Annotated in this window: 16 protein-coding genes; 5 read left to right on the forward strand and 11 right to left on the reverse strand. The window is 50.7% G+C overall.

Features of this window, described 5'->3' with window-relative positions; all coding sequences use genetic code 11:
- Nucleotides 1-28: 28 nt before the first annotated feature.
- The 11 genes from AB8516_RS05985 to AB8516_RS06035 form a co-directional block, all read right to left on the reverse strand.
- Nucleotides 29-1,621 carry a thioredoxin-like domain-containing protein gene (locus AB8516_RS05985; protein WP_369159001.1) on the reverse strand — a complete coding sequence of 531 codons (1,593 nt, stop codon included), beginning with the start codon at nucleotides 1,619-1,621 and terminating at the stop codon, nucleotides 29-31.
- A gap of 136 nt (nucleotides 1,622-1,757) precedes the next feature.
- Complete coding sequence (locus AB8516_RS05990) at nucleotides 1,758-2,834, reverse strand: 4Fe-4S binding protein (RefSeq protein ID WP_369159003.1); 1,077 nt, start codon at nucleotides 2,832-2,834, stop codon at nucleotides 1,758-1,760.
- 30 nt (nucleotides 2,835-2,864) lie between these two features.
- Nucleotides 2,865-3,251 (reverse strand): c-type cytochrome, encoded by a 387-nt coding sequence (locus AB8516_RS05995; RefSeq protein ID WP_369159005.1) that lies wholly within the window; start codon nucleotides 3,249-3,251, stop codon nucleotides 2,865-2,867.
- Nucleotides 3,252-3,292: 41 nt separating this feature from the next.
- Entirely contained in the window at nucleotides 3,293-4,066 is a 774-nt protein-coding gene (locus AB8516_RS06000) for a molecular chaperone (RefSeq protein WP_369159007.1), read from the reverse strand.
- Nucleotides 4,066-4,731: a 4Fe-4S dicluster domain-containing protein gene (locus AB8516_RS06005; protein WP_108291566.1), complete on the reverse strand. Its 666-nt coding sequence runs from the start codon at nucleotides 4,729-4,731 to the stop codon at nucleotides 4,066-4,068. The genes AB8516_RS06000 and AB8516_RS06005 overlap by 1 nt, the downstream gene beginning before the upstream one ends.
- A gap of 17 nt (nucleotides 4,732-4,748) precedes the next feature.
- The gene (locus AB8516_RS06010; protein ID WP_369159010.1) at nucleotides 4,749-7,313 is read right to left on the reverse strand and encodes a molybdopterin-dependent oxidoreductase; all 2,565 of its coding nucleotides are present in this window, start codon (nucleotides 7,311-7,313) and stop codon (nucleotides 4,749-4,751) included.
- A gap of 24 nt (nucleotides 7,314-7,337) precedes the next feature.
- A complete protein-coding gene (locus AB8516_RS06015) occupies nucleotides 7,338-8,132 on the reverse strand; it encodes a hypothetical protein (protein WP_369159012.1) in 795 nt (264 codons plus the stop codon).
- Nucleotides 8,133-8,258: 126 nt separating this feature from the next.
- Complete coding sequence (locus tag AB8516_RS06020) at nucleotides 8,259-8,615, reverse strand: hypothetical protein (protein ID WP_369159014.1); 357 nt, start codon at nucleotides 8,613-8,615, stop codon at nucleotides 8,259-8,261.
- Nucleotides 8,603-9,322, reverse strand: a complete 720-nt coding sequence (locus tag AB8516_RS06025; RefSeq protein WP_369159016.1) for a hypothetical protein — start codon at nucleotides 9,320-9,322, stop codon at nucleotides 8,603-8,605. Before AB8516_RS06025 ends, AB8516_RS06020 begins: the two co-directional genes overlap by 13 nt.
- Before the next feature lie 106 nt (nucleotides 9,323-9,428).
- The gene (locus AB8516_RS06030) at nucleotides 9,429-9,713 is read right to left on the reverse strand and encodes a hypothetical protein (RefSeq protein WP_108291572.1); all 285 of its coding nucleotides are present in this window, start codon (nucleotides 9,711-9,713) and stop codon (nucleotides 9,429-9,431) included.
- A gap of 419 nt (nucleotides 9,714-10,132) precedes the next feature.
- Nucleotides 10,133-10,891 (reverse strand): hypothetical protein, encoded by a 759-nt coding sequence (locus AB8516_RS06035; protein ID WP_369159018.1) that lies wholly within the window; start codon nucleotides 10,889-10,891, stop codon nucleotides 10,133-10,135.
- 198 nt (nucleotides 10,892-11,089) lie between these two features.
- Between AB8516_RS06035 and AB8516_RS06040 the strand changes: the two genes are divergently transcribed.
- The 5 genes from AB8516_RS06040 (at nucleotide 11,090) to AB8516_RS06060 (ending at nucleotide 17,018) form a co-directional block, all read left to right on the forward strand.
- Nucleotides 11,090-12,949 carry an ATP-binding protein gene (locus AB8516_RS06040; RefSeq protein ID WP_369159020.1) on the forward strand — a complete coding sequence of 620 codons (1,860 nt, stop codon included), beginning with the start codon at nucleotides 11,090-11,092 and terminating at the stop codon, nucleotides 12,947-12,949.
- Nucleotides 12,946-14,313 carry a sigma-54-dependent transcriptional regulator gene (locus AB8516_RS06045; protein ID WP_369159022.1) on the forward strand — a complete coding sequence of 456 codons (1,368 nt, stop codon included), beginning with the start codon at nucleotides 12,946-12,948 and terminating at the stop codon, nucleotides 14,311-14,313. Before AB8516_RS06040 ends, AB8516_RS06045 begins: the two co-directional genes overlap by 4 nt.
- A 222-nt stretch (nucleotides 14,314-14,535) precedes the next feature.
- On the forward strand, nucleotides 14,536-14,961 hold the full coding sequence (locus AB8516_RS06050) for a thioredoxin family protein (RefSeq protein ID WP_369159024.1): 426 nt from the start codon (nucleotides 14,536-14,538) through the stop codon (nucleotides 14,959-14,961).
- Nucleotides 14,958-16,199 (forward strand): hypothetical protein, encoded by a 1,242-nt coding sequence (locus tag AB8516_RS06055; protein ID WP_369159026.1) that lies wholly within the window; start codon nucleotides 14,958-14,960, stop codon nucleotides 16,197-16,199. Before AB8516_RS06050 ends, AB8516_RS06055 begins: the two co-directional genes overlap by 4 nt.
- Nucleotides 16,200-16,241: 42 nt before the next feature.
- Entirely contained in the window at nucleotides 16,242-17,018 is a 777-nt protein-coding gene (locus AB8516_RS06060) for a TSUP family transporter (RefSeq protein WP_369159028.1), read from the forward strand.
- Nucleotides 17,019-17,053: the final 35 nt, after the last annotated feature.

Here is a 17,053-nt window from a genome sequence, read left to right on the forward strand (position 1 = left end):
AATCCTAATCCGGCACATACTGTCATTTTTACTGCTTTTTTATTTCCAGGACAGATACACTCTTGCCACCAAGTTCATGAACAACAATGCGGTTATTGTTTGTATCTGCAATAAACAATGTCTTGTCATGCAGTGCCAGGCCACCTGGCTCATTCAACTGAAACTGGCCGTTTACGGTACTGAGAAAACCCGGCCTGCCATCGCCTATTATCGATTTAATCACATCCTTCCCGAGATCAACGATTTTGATTTTATGATTATATGTGTCCGCCAGGATAACCGAATGTTCACCGGCCACTGCAATGCCCAACACGTGTTGTAGTTTCGCTTCGTGCAATGTTCCATCCACATCACCGAAATCGAACAACCCCCTGCCCACCAATGTCTCCACGACTTCGTCTTTCAGGTGAATGCGCCTAATCGCCGAGGCTTCTGAATCAGCAATATATAACCAGTCTCCGAAAAGACTCAAGCCACTTGGCTGGCTGAATGTGGCTTTTTCGATATCTCCATCAGCAATACCTTCACGTCCCGATCCCGCAAAATGAATGAGTTGTTTTGATGCGGTATTGTAAACCCAGATCTGGTGGCTGCCCGCCATTGCGATGAAGAGTCGATCATTCCTGAGCGCCAGCGCCCAAGGTGACGCCATACCAATCGATGTGGCCTTATAATAGCCTTCACGTTTTCTTTCCAGGACACCATTACCTGCAACGGTAGTCACTGTTTTATCTATCAGGTCAATGTATCGTATGGTGTGATTCCCCGTGTCGGCCACATAGATTCCATTGCTGTCAAAGACAAGACCTTGAGGCATGTTGAATCTTGCCCGGTTGAAACCGCCGTCCTCGTTTCCTGGCTCTTCCATCCCAATGACATGCTGTGTTTGTCCCTGATGATCTGTCACAAGAATCCGATTATGTAGCGTATCGCTTATCGCCAGATGGGTGTCGGAAACCGCAATCTTACCCGGTGCAGCCAAGGGGGTTGGTTTACTGTTTTCACGTTCCAGTCGTAAAGGGATTGGAGTGAGGTTAAGGATACTCTTGTGCTGTTCGAGCAGTTCAGTGATTTTGTTATCTATCGGCTGGTATTTTCCTTCACCTGTCACCCGTCCCAGCACTTCTCCGGCAGGATCGATAAATACCCGGGTGGGCCAAGCACGCATACCATAATAGCCTGCCAACAGAGAGTCGACATCGTTGACGACCGGATGGTCGACACCATACCTGATTACAATACTCCTGAGTGTATCGAGATTCTTTTCATTATCGAATTTCGGTGTGTGCACACCAATAACCAAAAGCTGATCCCCATACTTTTTTTCCAGCTTCTTCAAGTCAGCCAGCACATGGATGCAGTTGATACACCCGTAAGTCCAAAAGTCCAGAATAACGACCTTTCCCAGCATGTCGTCAAATGTCAGAGGCCTCTCAACGTTCAACCATGGCATGCCTGGCGCAAACTCCGCGCTGGTATCGACAAGATCTCTCTGAAATTCATCACTCTGCCCGTGATCCGCAGTCTCTGAAGAGCAGCCGTTAAAGCTCAAGAGCACTAATAGAAACAGCGACCATTGCAACCTGCGATATATTGATAACGGATTGCCACTGTCAATCATTTACTTTATTGCCCTGATAGCCATTCCTGACTACAAGTAGAGCATAGGGAGCCTGATATGTCTTTAGCTGCTTATAAGATGTTATGAATTCTTTATATTTTGAGAAGACCCCATAATTACCTGTAAAAACGGGGCCCTATTCCATGACTTGAAAAAGGTTATTATGATGGTTGACTTGAGCGCAAATTCTGCAATGTGTTTGCGATCGCGTGCCACTTTCTACCGGCATATGCGCCTGGTTGCCACAGCATGAACATTTTATCGGCGCTAAGATCAGATCCCGTTGATCCAACTGCGACCACTGAATGACCGATATGGCTTGTGCATTGCATATATCCTGACAGATGCCACAGCCGGTACATGCCTGCGGCTCCATTCGGTAAAACATCTGTTCACTGTTTTCAGTGAGTATTATTGCACCATGAGGACAGATCCTGATACAGGCATCGCAGCCATTGCATTTAAAGGCGTCAATTTGCGGCACATACGGCCAAATTGAAGACCCGCCTCTCTCCGGCAACAACTCTCCTGGTGCTGGAAATTCATCAGCTTCCGTTTCATACAGCTTGAATATGGCTGATGCGGCCTGAACGTTGCCATCGATCATTCCCCTTAAAAATCCTCTACGACTAAGCTTGGATGCCGCGTCATTTGCAACCAGGAGAGAACTGATACGCAGCCACTTATTGCCACTCAATAGGCGATAACCGATTGGTGCATTCAAATCATCGGAAAGTGCCGGATTGATCCGATCGACTCTTTCAAAGAACGTTTCCCCACTGTTGCGTTGACACTCTGAACAACTACCCGTTGCCACTAGCCACTCGGAATATCCCAGCCGATACAACTTAAGAATATCGTGTATGCCGATGAGATGGATACAGGGGATGGTGCCTTTCTGCCGGGTAAATCCCACCTCTTCACAGGCACACAACGCGATCTTCCCCTGTTTCCATTCACCAATAAGAATCTCATATTGAAATGAGATCGCCCCTTCAGGACAAACAGGCGCACACAAACCGCACCCGTCACACAGTGTGGTATCGAGTTGCAACGCATCATCATCCAAAGACCATGCACGCTGTGGACAGGCATCCACACATGATGAACAGCTCGCCACCTCTACCCTTGCATGGACACAACGCTCTGAAACCACATCCGGCAATCTCTCTTCTTGTCGGATACGATCGAACAGTTCTTTTAAGTGAACCATTAGCCTGATAAAGAGATGCAGCTTGACATTTTATTTTTTGAAGCTTCTTAGATAAGCGACAATGGCTTTAATATCTCCATCAGGAATATCGGCACGCCCAGGCATCGTCGGTGCACCGCCATACTTGGCTGATCCATTTTTTATTATATTGACCAGATCCGCATCAGTACCAGTTTGTCCATCGCCATCTGTATCATACAGGAACACACCCTCTACAAAACTACGTGGCTTCGGATTCATTGCCATTGCTGCCGGTCCATCACCCTGCCCGGACAATCCGTGGCAAGCCACACAACCGCCCGTACCCTCGTAGACACCCTTGCCTGCAGCAGCATCCGCAAGGGTACCTTGTGAGTTGAAAACCAACAGTGTTGCAAGGGATGATACAGCCACCCAATGTCTTTTATCCAATTTCATTCGATACTCTCCTAACGCATATTACTTGACCAGACCGGAACCTAGACTGCTGGGCCCATACCAGGCATGTAACAGAGAGAAACCTCTTCTTTTGGGGCATTGGGCTTCATTCTCTCTTCTATCTCTTCCCGTGACGGTCTGGGCTGATCGATCACGATTGCCAAAAGATCCCTCAACTCCTCGCAATAGGCGGCCGTCAATAAGCCCACAGCGGCAAAATATGGGGTTGCACACCGGCTTGCCACCCGATTGGAGAATTCACCCAACCAGCGCAACAGATGTTCGTCCATAAATCTTGCCGCATCCTTGAGATGCTTTTCGGACTCAGAAATCGAGAATAGGTGGGAAACAAACTGAAGCTGCAAAACCAGATCATCATCGGGCCTGATACGCCAGTTTTCCACCATAAGACCATAGATTTCATACCAGGCCCTTACCTGAAACATACTCTCTTGACAGGTAAGCTGTTCTTCATCCAGCCAGACCGATTCCAGCGGTGATGCCTGCAGGCTATGGTTCAGATAAATGTCAGCGTAATCTGCCGCCAATAGATCGAGGAAGTCATCATCGATTGTATCGGGCAATGACTCAACCACTCGCCCCATCAAGTCAATCGCATCGACGCCCTCTTCTGTGACCAGTTTCAATCCCATAGAGTACGGGAAGTTACAGTCACGTAAAGCCTCGAGAATCTTGCAGTCCGGCTCTTTCACATGGAGCAGTGCAAGCATCTCCAGGTCATCGGCAACCGCCTGATAGAAAGTCTGTAATAGTTTAACGCTCGACTTGTCGCGCAGGTCTAATGGTTTCCCCATCACTTGACCTTCCCTTTGCTGTGAGCGACAAAGCCGATTGAGGGCTTGGTCAACTCGATGTTCGACATGTTCTTTACCTGTCGGGATACCTTGTCGTTGGGACCAATCGCCACCGTCTCCAATGCGCCATTCCAGATCGATTCTATTGGACCAATATCCAAAACACGCATCATACAGGCCATGACACAGTAGGGTTTTCGACCCGCCTCGATCTCATCCACACACATGTTGCATTTCTTTACGATGTTATCGCTTGGATCAAATTGAGGCGCACCGAAGGGACAGGCAGCTTCACAACGCCGGCAGCCGATACATAGGGTGGAGTCGATATCGACAATGCCATCCTTCTTACGTTTGAAGAGCGCACCGGTGGGGCAAGTAGGCAGACAGGCAGGCGATTCACAGTGGTTGCAGGACATATTGACCTTATAGGCAAACACATCCGGGTACTTTCCACCCTCGATATATTGTACACGCCTGAATCTTGGTCCGGCTGCTAATCCATTTTTATCCTTACAGGCTATTTCACAGGCCCGACAGCCAATACAATCAACATTATTATGTATAAATCCCAACTGCATGTCGGGAACCACTGGCGTATAAGTTTGGCGCTTACGGCGTTTTACCGCTTCCTTTATCCTGGCCTTCTCTTTTTTAACAGACATAAGTCTCTCCTCCAAGATTAAAGGTCACGCCTGAAAACATGGGCACGAGAAGTTGCCAGTTTGTCCCAGCCAGGTCGATGTTCAAGATCCGTCTTTTTGATATCGCACAACACGGTGTTGTATGCGAATGCCCCCGCCGGACTAGGCTCATCCAATGTCAGCATGTCCGGATTACCTGCCCTGTCCACACCGTTTTCATCCAGGTCAATCCACACCCCCTCATGCAGCACAGCCACACCGGGCATGCATCGTTCCGTTACATAGACTGGTACCACAACCTTGCCGCGCTCGTTCCAAATCTCGACTGTGTCACCGGTTTTGATGCCCAGTTTTTTTGCATCGGAGGCATTCATAGTCACTTCCTGCTCATAGGTCTCGCGCAGCCAACTGCAGTTATTGAAAATAGAATGCGTCCGCCATCGTGGGTGAGGAGAAATAAGATGAAACGGATATTTAGCTGTCTTGGGACTGTTCAATGACTCCCACGGCTCGATCCACTTCGGTATGTAGGGGATTTCATAACCGTACATGGTCCGTTTCCAGTCGGTGATCTGCGCCAGCTGTGTGGCGAGAATTTCAATCTTGCCGGAGGGAGTCTGGAACGGTGTGCCGTTCTCTATTTGATCCCTGAACGCTACGTGTGGTTGGTCGAATGTAAACTTGTAGACGCCTCTCTGCTTGAACTCTTCCCAGGACATATCCACATGCTGATGATGCATGACCTTTTGTTCCCACCACTCTCTCAGGTAGGCCTCGTCCACATGGTCATTGACATGGAAATAGTCACGATTCGCCTTCGGATTGAATGCCTGACCGAAGACATCACCACCGATTCGATAGGCTAGTTCAGTGAAGACCTGGAAATCGGTCTTCGACTCACCCATAGGCTCGATGACTTTCGGGCGGTGAATGTAGTAATGGCCTTTGTACCAAGGCAACGCCACATCGTGCCGTTCGAAGTGGGTCGCAATGGGCAGTAGGATATCGGCATAGAGGCCGGAAGGCGTAATGGTCGAATCCATGCAAACCACAAGCTCCAGCTTGTTGATCGCCTCAATCTCTTTATTGATATTAGTCAGTTGATTGAACCAATCGGATCCCTGCCAAAAGATACCCTTGATATTGGGTATCTGGCCATCTGTATTGTCCTCCCTCTGCCAAAGGCCTATCTCTTCCCGTTTTACATTAGGGTAGTTGAGCACACAATGCGCCCAACGGTCCGATTTAATGGACTGAAACCAGATATTGGAATATTGATCATAGGGATAGGCCACCGCTTCGGCATGCCAGGCCTTGCCGACACCTTCGGCGCAACCGCCTAGATTACCGATATTACCGGTCATCGCCTGGAGTGCTGCCGCCATACGATTGTACTGTTCACCGTAGGCGTTTCTTCCCGGTGACCAGGATGCCTTCAGCGCGGCCGGCTTGGTCCTGGCGTACATATCCGCCAACTTGACAATATCCTTCGCCGGCACACCGCAGATCCTGGACGCCCACTCAGGGGTTTTTGCCTCACCGTCATATTTGCCCAGGATGTAATCTTTGAAATTTTCTTTACCCTTCGCCCATTCCGGCATTGTCCCCGCATCCATGCCTTGACAGAATTGATCGATGAAGGCTTGATCATGCAGGTTATTGGTAAAGATGTAGTGGGCCATGCCCGCCATCATTGCCGCATCGGTATTCGGACGGATGGGTATCCACCAGGCATCGTAGGCGGCGGCAGAGTCGGTATACTGCGGATCAACCAACACAAACTTACAACCGCGTTGTTTTGCCATGCGCATATACATGAAGGTGTTGCCACCGTGGAATGTATAGGCGGGATTCCAACCCCACATGATCATTAGTTTAGAGTGAGCAAAAGCATCGTCTTCATTCCCATCCTCGATGGTGCCGAAGGTCATACGAGAACTGAAGGTGGTACCTTGATAGGAGGGCACCGACCAGGAACTGGTGCGGCAGCCAAACATTCCGAGGAAGCGACCCAACAAGCCCTCAATCTGGTCAGACTTGTGTAACACCCCATATGAAGCGCCGGCATAACTCTGATCCACCAAGGCAGTGGGACCATAGGTATTTTTAAGGTGGACCATCTTGTTGGCCACAAAATCAAGGGCCTCATCCCATGAAATGCGCTTGAATTTTCCTTCACCCCGCTCGCCCACACGCATCATCGGGTAGAGCAGCCGTTCCGCCGAATAGAGCCGTTGGCGATAGGAGCGCCCCCGGAGGCAGGCCCTCAGTTGCGGCTCATCATTATCGTCCTTTCCGAAATAACCGCCGCGCTGATACCGTCCATCGTCAGTCGAAAGGCGCACGATGACATCCTTCCATTTATGCGCGACAAGCATATGGCGCGAACCGCAATTATGTGCGCAACTGGTCACCACCGTCTCGAGTTGATCGTCGGTCGGATAGGGTTCGTAAGCAAACGCCTTGGCCTCTTTTGCGGTCTTCAATTCCACCAAGCCTCCGGCAGCCAAAGTCGCACTGCCTGCCGCAGCAGACTTCAGAAATGACCGCCTGGAGAGATTCAAGCGCTCATGTAGATTCTTTTTCAGATTATCGATACTCATCAGTACCTCGTTGTCGGCAATTGACTATTTCGCAGCCTGCTGATTCTTAATGCGGAACCTGGGTTCCGATTCGGTCGGCCTATCTTTGGCCCACTCTGGGGTGGTGCTCGACATACCTTTCCAGGCATGTCGGGGATAGGGATAGGCAATGCGGTACCACTGCCGCCCGCCATGACAGCCATAGCATATGTCCGGATCCTTTTTGGCCGCGGCCTCGATGGCCTCAGCTTTCAAAAAATTGACCTGGTGCCGATTGGTGCGGATATTGGCGTGACAGAGCAAACAGTCGTTTTGAAAGAGCGCTCTCGACTCCGGCCAAGGCTTCGGCAAGCCCATCAATTTATAGGGGTTTCTCCCATGGCACATCAGACAAATCTCGGGATTCACCGACTTACGCAGAGTCTTTTCCCGATTCGAATGATCTGGGGGTATCGTTGCTTCTTCCCTTAAGTCGTTTCCCTGATGGCAGGTATTGCATTTCAAGTCCATCAGTTCCTTGGCCAGGGGTGTCACCAAGTGCCGACGATGAAAGGTATCCTGTTCACCCTCATAGGTCGATAAGGTTTGATACCAGGCCAATACCTCGGAAGCCTTAACACCGGCAGGTGACTGATAAAGCAGCTTCCTGCTTATAATCTCCTGATGGCAACTGAGACACTGCTCATCACCTGCATTATCAATATAGGGTTTCGTGTGGATGGGGTGCCAACTAGCTCGGTCATAGTCCTTGACTGTAATATCACGGGCAAAAACCTGACCGATGGTGAGTAGCGCCATCGACAGTAGCAACGGAATAAGGAGCCTGATACCCAAAGTCATTTCATCTCCCTCATCTGAAGCGATCAGATATTATTTCAATAGGGGAATCTACTTAAGAAGAGGGCGCTTCCCTGCGCCCCATGACGTCCTTGAATTACATCCTATTCACAAAACGGACGGAGCCGATTAGCGCCAGCCGCTCATGCCGGACATGCCGCCCATGCCGCCCATGCCGGACATGCCGCTCATACCGCCCATGCCGGACATGCCGCTCATGCCACCCATGCCACCCATGCCGGACATACCACTCATGCCGCCCATGCCGGACATACCGCTCATGCCACTAGCCGGGTAGAAGAAGATCTGTCCCTGTGGGGTGATCTTGAAATAGCCGGACATACCGCTCATGCCGGACATACCGCTCATGCCGCCCATGCCGGACATACCGCCCATGCCGGACATACCGCTCATGCCGCCCATACCGGACATGCCGCCCATGCCGGACATACCGCCCATGCCGGACATACCGCTCATGCCGCCCATACCGGCATGCCGCCCATACCGGACATGCCGCCCATGCCACCCATGCCGGACATGCCGCCCATGCCGCTCATTCCAGACATACCGCTGGGCACCCAAACCCACTGGCCGCCCATGCCTGACATCCCGGACATGCCACCCATGCCGCCCATACCGGACATGCCGCTCATGCCGCCCATGCCAGACATACCGCTCATGCCGCCCATGCCGCCCATGCCGGACATACCGCCCATGCCACCCATGCCGGACATGCCGCCCATACCACTCATGCCGCCCATGCCGGACATACCACTCATGCCGCCCATGCCGCTCATACCACTCATGCCGGACATACCGCTCATGCCACTAGCCGGATAGAAGAAGATCTGTCCCTGTGGGGTGATCTTGAAATAGCCGGACATGCCGGACATACCGCCCATGCCGCTCATACCGCCCATACCGGACATACCGCTCATGCCACCCATGCCGCCCATGCCGGACATACCGCTCATGCCACCCATGCCGCCCATACCGGACATACCGCTCATGCCACCCATGCCCGACATTCCGCCCATGCCAGACATGCCGCTCATGCCACCCATACCGGACATTCCGTCCATTCCTGACATGCCGTACATGCCTGCGGACGCCAATGGAGCGACAGTTAGTGCAACGGCCATCCCCATAGCTTTGATCACTCCTTTCAAACTCGGCATTCGAAACTTTTTCATAATTGTTTGCCTCACGTTGTAGTAAATATTTTCTCCCAATTCAGGGCCGTTAATCGGTCATCCGCCTGAACCAGCAGATAATCCTGACCCCCTATTTATGCCAACACTACTGATGCCATTGTCGAATATCGTATCTACCCTTCATGCCGGGTTGATTGAAAGGCGTGTGCCAATTTCCTTGGTTGTCAAGGAAGTAGAGACTTTTGGGATAGGGTTGTTGCACACCAGTCAAGGAAGATTGATACCAGACCTTGTCTCGCATCACCCATTCAATGACAGGCGCATCAACAGGCCGTTTGGAAGGCTCTACCCCAGCTATGGGATAGTCAGCCATGAGATGTGACGACAGTAGCATCAACGCACCACAGCCGGCAGACAGAAACAACCGCATTCCAACACCCTCCTCGATTTATCTTTTAGTATCAGTACGGGTTGGCATGTCTATGCAGGCAACAGCTGTGCCATTATGCTGTATCTACCTCTTTTCCTTTGTTTTACAATGATTTTTTCACCAGCACCTATACATACATGCCGGATGGGATATCGGATAGCCTGACGTTCTGTCAGGCTGATTGAAGTTGATACTTTGCCTGTCTCAGGGATGCGGCCGGAAGATTTTCATGGGCGCAGAATATAAGTCATATTTTTCATTTGGTTAGAAACAATATCCAACTGACTACCGCAATATTCAACGTTATTGCGCTTGACTGACATTTCGTCATACAAGGTATGACTGATGCTTGCATCCGTCGTATCACAGAGTGGAGGTCAATAGAGACCTCCACCCAAAGACCCGGGTCAAACGGTCAACTAAAAGATACGTATGACACCACCATCCGATACACGAATCGCCAGCTGATACTTCAATCGATATGGCTCGGAATCACCGACCACACTGACCAGATAGACACGATTAATCTTACGAATCCTACCAACCTGCAGGCCAGACTCCTGGGTGGTGTCTATCCATCGTTTTGTGAGTTCATGTACTTCCGACCACTCATCAAGAGGCAGTACGCCAGGGTCAAGTTGAAAATAGTCAATACGGCATTCAGCCATATTAGCCGTTGTATCCACTGTCATTGACTGGTTTGTGGATGGCAACTCCACTGGATGAAACAGCAGTGCCCCGCTTTCATCCCTTTCAATATGCCAGTATTCGAAGCCTTTTAAATTTGCCGGTAACGTCACGGAGCCACTCTCAACAGTTTGAGTTACCGTTTCTGCCGGCGCATCGCCCGTATCGCCCGGCCGCAGAATCAATGTGCCGTCACTGTCCCATTCAACCTGCCATCCGCGCTCCTGCAGCGCATTGCCAAATTGTCTGATCTTCGGCAATTCAGCTTCAGGTGACTGATTGTCAGTTGCCGGCTCTTTTGCAGGTTGGCGATAGATAACACTGCCATCCGCGGAGATGTACTCTTGCCACCCTTGAAGAAGCAGCGACTCACGCAGTGACTGAGAGAGGGTAACTCCCTGTTCTGCCAAGCCTGCTGTGGGTATTGACAGTGCAAGCCACAACAGATGAACGCTGATGCAACGATATCGACTGTTTCTGTTTTTTTTCACTTTCGGGACTCCTCCGATTTGTGTAATCCACTGAATCCAGGATTAATCAGCAAAACATGCGCCAAGAGTTCATTTGCGGGGCATGGATCCGCAAAAAAGGTCGATTCCTCACCTGCAACCTGACAAAATGTCAGGAAAAATGGCTGCTTTTGGCATTAAAATCTAAGCAGTTGACACTGAAAATCTGAACCGTCATAAATGATGAACTGGATAGCCAACAGCCTGAATCGGAAATTCATCCTTGGCACCACTTCCGGTCTTGCCATCAGCTCCCTGGTCTTTCTCCTACTCTATATTTCGCTCTACCAGTCTGAACTGGAGGGAGAACGCGCACACACAGCCAACCAGGTCAACAATCTGCTGCAGGTCTCATTGGAAAACGCCATGCTGAAGCGAGACCTGCCCGGTTTGAGCGAAATGGTAAAAAAACTGGGCAAGCAGGAGGGCATCGTATCCGTATTCATTACCAACCCTGGCGGCGAAATCAGATTCAGCAGCAGAGTGGGCGACTTTGGCAAACAATTGGCCAATCCCTACCGCACCACATCCCTTACAACCCAATTCCTCGAAGACAGCGATGGCCAGGAAATCCTGCGCAGCATCAATCCGGTACACAACAAAGCACCCTGTAAGGAGTGTCACGGACCTGCAGAGAAAAATCCCATCAATGGCATCCTGTACGTGGATTACGACGCCGTGCCGATCAGAAACAGGGTTCGTGACACCACCCTGATGCTGATGGGGGCTGGCGCGTTGATCGTCATTTTGAACCTGGTTGGAGGCTGGTGGTTCATCCATGCCTACATCCTCAGACCTGTGAACCATCTAACTCATGCAAGTCAAGAGTTGACCCACGGCAATCTAGAATCCCGCGTCTCAATGCGGGGTACCGATGAACTCTCAAGGTTGGGCGACACCTTCGATCTAATGGCGGAAAGATTGCAGGAGAAGCTCCTTGAACTGGAAGAACAGAAAGGTTTTTTACAGGCGCTTGTGGACGCCGTTCCTGACGGCATCAGAATTATCGACGATAAGTTCAAGATCGTATTGACCAACAAAGCCTATCGAGAGCAACACAAACTGCCGCAAACGACAGAAGTCGGAAGCAACTGCTACACTCTCACACATAAAACAACCAAGCCCTGCCCACCTACTCTGATCACATGTCCGGTTCATGAAATCCTGCAGCACCATAAGCCGATCAAAGTGGTGCATCAACACCATCGCTCCGATCAATCAACCTTTGAGGTTGAAATTTTCGCAGCACCCATGGAAATAAAGCGAGGCAGGCGTGAAACAACCCTGATCGTCGAGTCGATCAGGGATCTTGCAAAAGAGGTTAAATATTCCCAGGAACAGAAACTCTCTGAATTGGGACGTCTGGCAACCGGCGTGGCCCATGAGATCCATAACCCACTCGCATCTGTCAAGTTGGCCCTGGATGCCACGAAAAACGCGCTTATTGCCGATAATGACTATACGGAAGGTGTCATGCAGCATTTCGAACTTATCGACGACGAGATCAACACCTGTATCGAGATCACCGGAAAGTTGCTCAAACTAGGCTCACCTCCCCCTGAAAGCCTTGAGTTGGTCGATGTCAATAACGCCCTGCATGAGACACTAAGCCTATTACAATGGCAGGCCGACCAGTTGCATATTACTGTTGAAGAGAGATATAAAATCGATCTGCTTCGTACTCTGGCATCGGATAGTGAAATCAGAATGGTTGCGCTTAACCTGGCACAAAATGCGTTTCATGCGATGCCTGAAGGCGGGATATTGACCGTTTCCAGTTTTTCCGACGGTAAAAAGATTTTGCTGCAGTTTTCCGATACCGGCGCCGGTATCCGCGCCAAAGACCTGCCATATATATTCGATCCCTTTTTCAGTCGTCGCGCTGACGATGTTAAAGGGACCGGTCTTGGCCTTTCAATCAGTCTAGCCATCATAGAAAAATATGGTGGAACGATAAGAGTTGAGAGTGAATTTTCCGCTGGCAGCGTCTTTACTATCGAACTGCCGGATGCCGCGCATGAACTAGAGGTAAAGACATGACATCTAAAATAGTCGTCGTAGAGGATGACGACATACTCAGAAACCTCATCATACAACACCTCATTAAATTAGGATATGAGGCGGATGGTCTCAGTCGCTGGGACAACGTACTGGGTTATCTGGAAAAGTATGAGCCATCGCTAATCATCACAGATGCCCGTCTACCCGACGCCAACAGTCTTGAGTATATCGAAAATCTATCCATAAATTATCCTGTAATAATCCTCACCGCATTCGGTTCCGTTCGAGATGCCGTAGGCGCCATAAAAGCCGGAGCGATCGATTACATTCTGAAACCGGTCAGTCTCGATACACTTTCACTGACTGTCGAGAGAGCTCTTGATAATGCTGCACTACGGAAAGATCACCTGTTTTGCAAACGACAATTAGAGCAGAGCATCCAACGCAATTCATCGCTTGTCGGAAACAGCGAGGCACTGACAAAGGTCAGGCAATTAATCGGAGCTGTCGCTCCCAATGACATCACTGTACTGATTCAAGGTGAGAGCGGCTCGGGTAAAGAATTGGTAGCGCGTGCCATTCACGCACACAGCCATCGCAAAAAGCATAATTTCGTTGCAGTAGACTGCTGTACTCTGCAGGAAAATCTCTTTGAATCAGAATTGTTTGGCCATGAGAAAGGGGCATTTACCGGTGCGGACAAACAGAAAAAGGGATTGATTGAGGGAGCGGAGGGAGGAACACTGTTTTTAGATGAAATCGGCGAAATAAACAGCAGTGGCCAAGCAAAGCTTCTACGCGTTCTGGAAACCGGGCGATTCAGGAGACTGGGCAGCACAAAGGACTTGAACGCCAACGTCAGGATAGTGGCCGCCACAAACCGCGACCTGGAAACCATGTCGTCTGAGGGAGATTTTCGCTCCGACCTCTTCTTCAGGCTCAATGCTTTTAATATTATTGTACCGACATTGCGCGACAGGCGTGACGATATCCCCGAGCTGGCCAAGCACTTCCTGACAAATCATAATTTTTCCACCCGGGTCAACAAAACACTTTCATCATCGGCCATTCGCTCACTCGTCTCCTACGATTGGCCCGGTAATATCAGAGAGTTAAAGAATGTAATAGAACGAGCGATTATTCTCTCGGGTGACAGACAGGCGATCAAACCGGAACATTTTGCCTTCACCCGGGTACTGGGCAAGGGTGAGGGGGTTGTGACTCTCAATTTTGATCACGATCCCTCCTTGGAGGAACTGGAAGCTCACTACCTGTCGTATCAATTAAAGAAACATTCTGGTCGCCGTGGAAAAGTAGCGGAAGTCATGGGGATCAGCGAGCGAAGTATTTATCGCATGATTAAACGCTACTCTTTGGATGACATCAAATATAAAGCAATCTAACTGTGTCGCACACTTCTTGACCCAAACGAAAGGGCAAGGCGTTCTCCTGTGATCCCCGATCAGCCTGTCTGGACAAGCACCAAATAAACAGAGCTGATTTGAAAGCTTGTTGCTATTATGTAGGTCATGAACACAACCTGCTTACAATATCTTGCCAGGTGGCATCTGCCGCTTGCACGCGTTACCAGACCGGCTTTTATATTTGTCGCAGCAGTTTTACTGTTGCCCGCAATCTGCAGTGCCGACGCTCCTGATGGCTACCCATTCCTGCCATTCGATCAGGCCATGGCGCAAGCGAAAAGCGACACCAAGCCAATGTTCGTCTATTTTGGGCGCTACGGTTGCGGTTATTGCGAAAAAACCAATAAGGAAGCATTTATCGATCCAACCGTCAGAGCGCGCTACATAGCCAACTATGCCCTTGCCTACGTGGATGCAGAGAGTGGTCGCCGACTTCGACTTCACAGCGGGGAAAGGATCACCGAGCGTGAACTGGGAACCCGCTACAATGCCCTGGTCACCCCTGTGTTCTCTTTTCTTACTCCGGATGGAAAGCCCATCTACCGCATGATCGGTGTTCAGCGTATTGAGGACCTTATCGAGGCGGATAGAAGGATTCAATCGGCCCTGGTGAAGGAAGCGCAGTGAGAATCGCTAATTTCGTTGTTTTCACTCTCTGTTTCATGTTACCGACGGCGCTTACTGCCTCTCCCTGGAAATTCGAACGGGCAATCGACGTCTCGGGCTCCAACAACAGCAACACCGGCTACTTTCACCATATCGATTCCTCTGGTCGGCGCAATATCGCCGTCTCAGAGCAGATCATTGCTATCGCATGGGAAGATGATCGGGATGGCACCCCACGTATCTACCTGGCATACAAAAAGGCCGCCGACAGCATTTTCAACCATGAGACCCGACTCAGTGGTGGTGGTGAGGCATACGAACCTTCACTGGTCGCCATCAGTGGCGGCCGCTTCGTCATCGCCTGGGAGGAGGATGGGTATATTCATGCTCGAATGGCCTCGCTCGGCGGTACTCCTGTTCTAGGGCCAATCGTCAAAGTCGACAGCAATCCCTCGTCGCAGGTCAATCTGACCACCCATGGTGACGGGGCCTATGCTGTCTGGTCACAACGCCGCGGACGCTTCGGGCGGATTCATGCCACAGATTTGAGACCGAATGAAAAAGGCGTATTGGAAATCGGTATGGCCTGTCCCGTTGATGCCACACCTCCAACGGATGAGCAACTATACCCAGCAGCAGTGATCAGCGATGGTCGCCTGCTGGTGGCCTGGGAGGACCGTCGTCCAAAGCATACGATTATCATGGCTGCGGTCGATCATCCCGATAACCCATGCCGATTCAGTGCCGCAAATCGTATCAGTGAAAAACCTGAGATTCGCGGCCTGCCATACGGGTCGGGCCATGGGGTGTCGAGAGTCGCCTTGGGGCATTACGGCCATCGTGGCGCATTCGCAGCATGGGAAGACAAGCGTGACTTTCGCGACGGCTACGATATCTGGGGGGCCCCTTTTCTATCCGCAGAATCCCGTTTCGGCAGCAACGTAAAGCTCCAGGACGATTTTGGTGGACTGGCTAAACAGCGTCATGCTGCGGTCTCCGGACATCAGGATGGCACCTTGGTCGCTGCCTGGGATGATGAGCGGGAAGGCAATACCGACGTGGTGTTGAGCTGGCAAGATGATGGAGCGTGGAGTGATGACTGGTTGCTGCCTGTTGCATCCGGAGAAGGCCATCAGAGTAATCCAAGTATCGTGCTGGATACCAGGGGAGACCTCCACGTCATCTGGATTGAACGGCAAGATATCGGCGCGACCACTCGGCTGAAGTATGCGCGGGGCCGGCGCCACATAGATAAATAGTTACCCGCTTGCCCATCATGCCAGTAACAGTTGGACTATCCCTTGATTGAACTGGTACCGCTATCCTGGGAACTCATTTGGCTAGCCGCACCCGTTATCTTCCTGGCAGGACTGGTTCATGGCACTTTCGGTATCGGTTTCCCAATGGTCGCGACGCCATTGATAGCCCTGTTCACCGACGTGTTTACCGCCGTGCTGATTTGTGTGGTTCCCACCATGTCGGTCAACCTTACGACCATATGGCATGGCGGCAGAGCGCAATTGAGGAACGTCCGTCCTTATCTGCTGATAATACCTTTCGCGCTACTGGGCACGGTGACCGGCACTTTTTTGTTGCTTTGGCTTGATCCTCGTCCCTTTCTGCTGCTGCTCGCCGTGGCCGTATTGCTCTATCTGAATCAGGGTCGCCTGCAAAGCATCGAATTTTCCTGGGTAAGAAATCACACCCTGACCGCCTATATCGTGTTTGGCACAACAGCTGGACTGATGGCCGGCATGGTGAATGTGATGCTGCCGGTATTGATCATCCTATTCATGGAACTGCGTATCGCCACAGCGACCATGGTGGTTCTATTCAACCTGAACTTCTTCACCGGTAAACTGACCCAGAGTCTGATCTTTATGCAGCAGGACATTCCCGGTATCGGCGTCTTTCTGTTGAGTACATTGTTGCTCGCACCTTTTGCATTGACCTCGCTGTTTATCGGCATGCAGCTACGTAAACGCTTCACAGCAGAACGCTACGTGACCCTGTTACGGGGGTTGCTCTGGGTAATCGCAGGTATATTGATCGTACGTTTTATGGTTGCATATACCTGATGAATCAAACCCGAACAACAGATTACCCACTTATA

It is taken from the genome of Candidatus Thiodiazotropha sp. LNASS1 (genome assembly GCF_964212655.1).
Taxonomy (GTDB): Bacteria; Pseudomonadota; Gammaproteobacteria; order Chromatiales; family Chromatiaceae; genus Thiodiazotropha.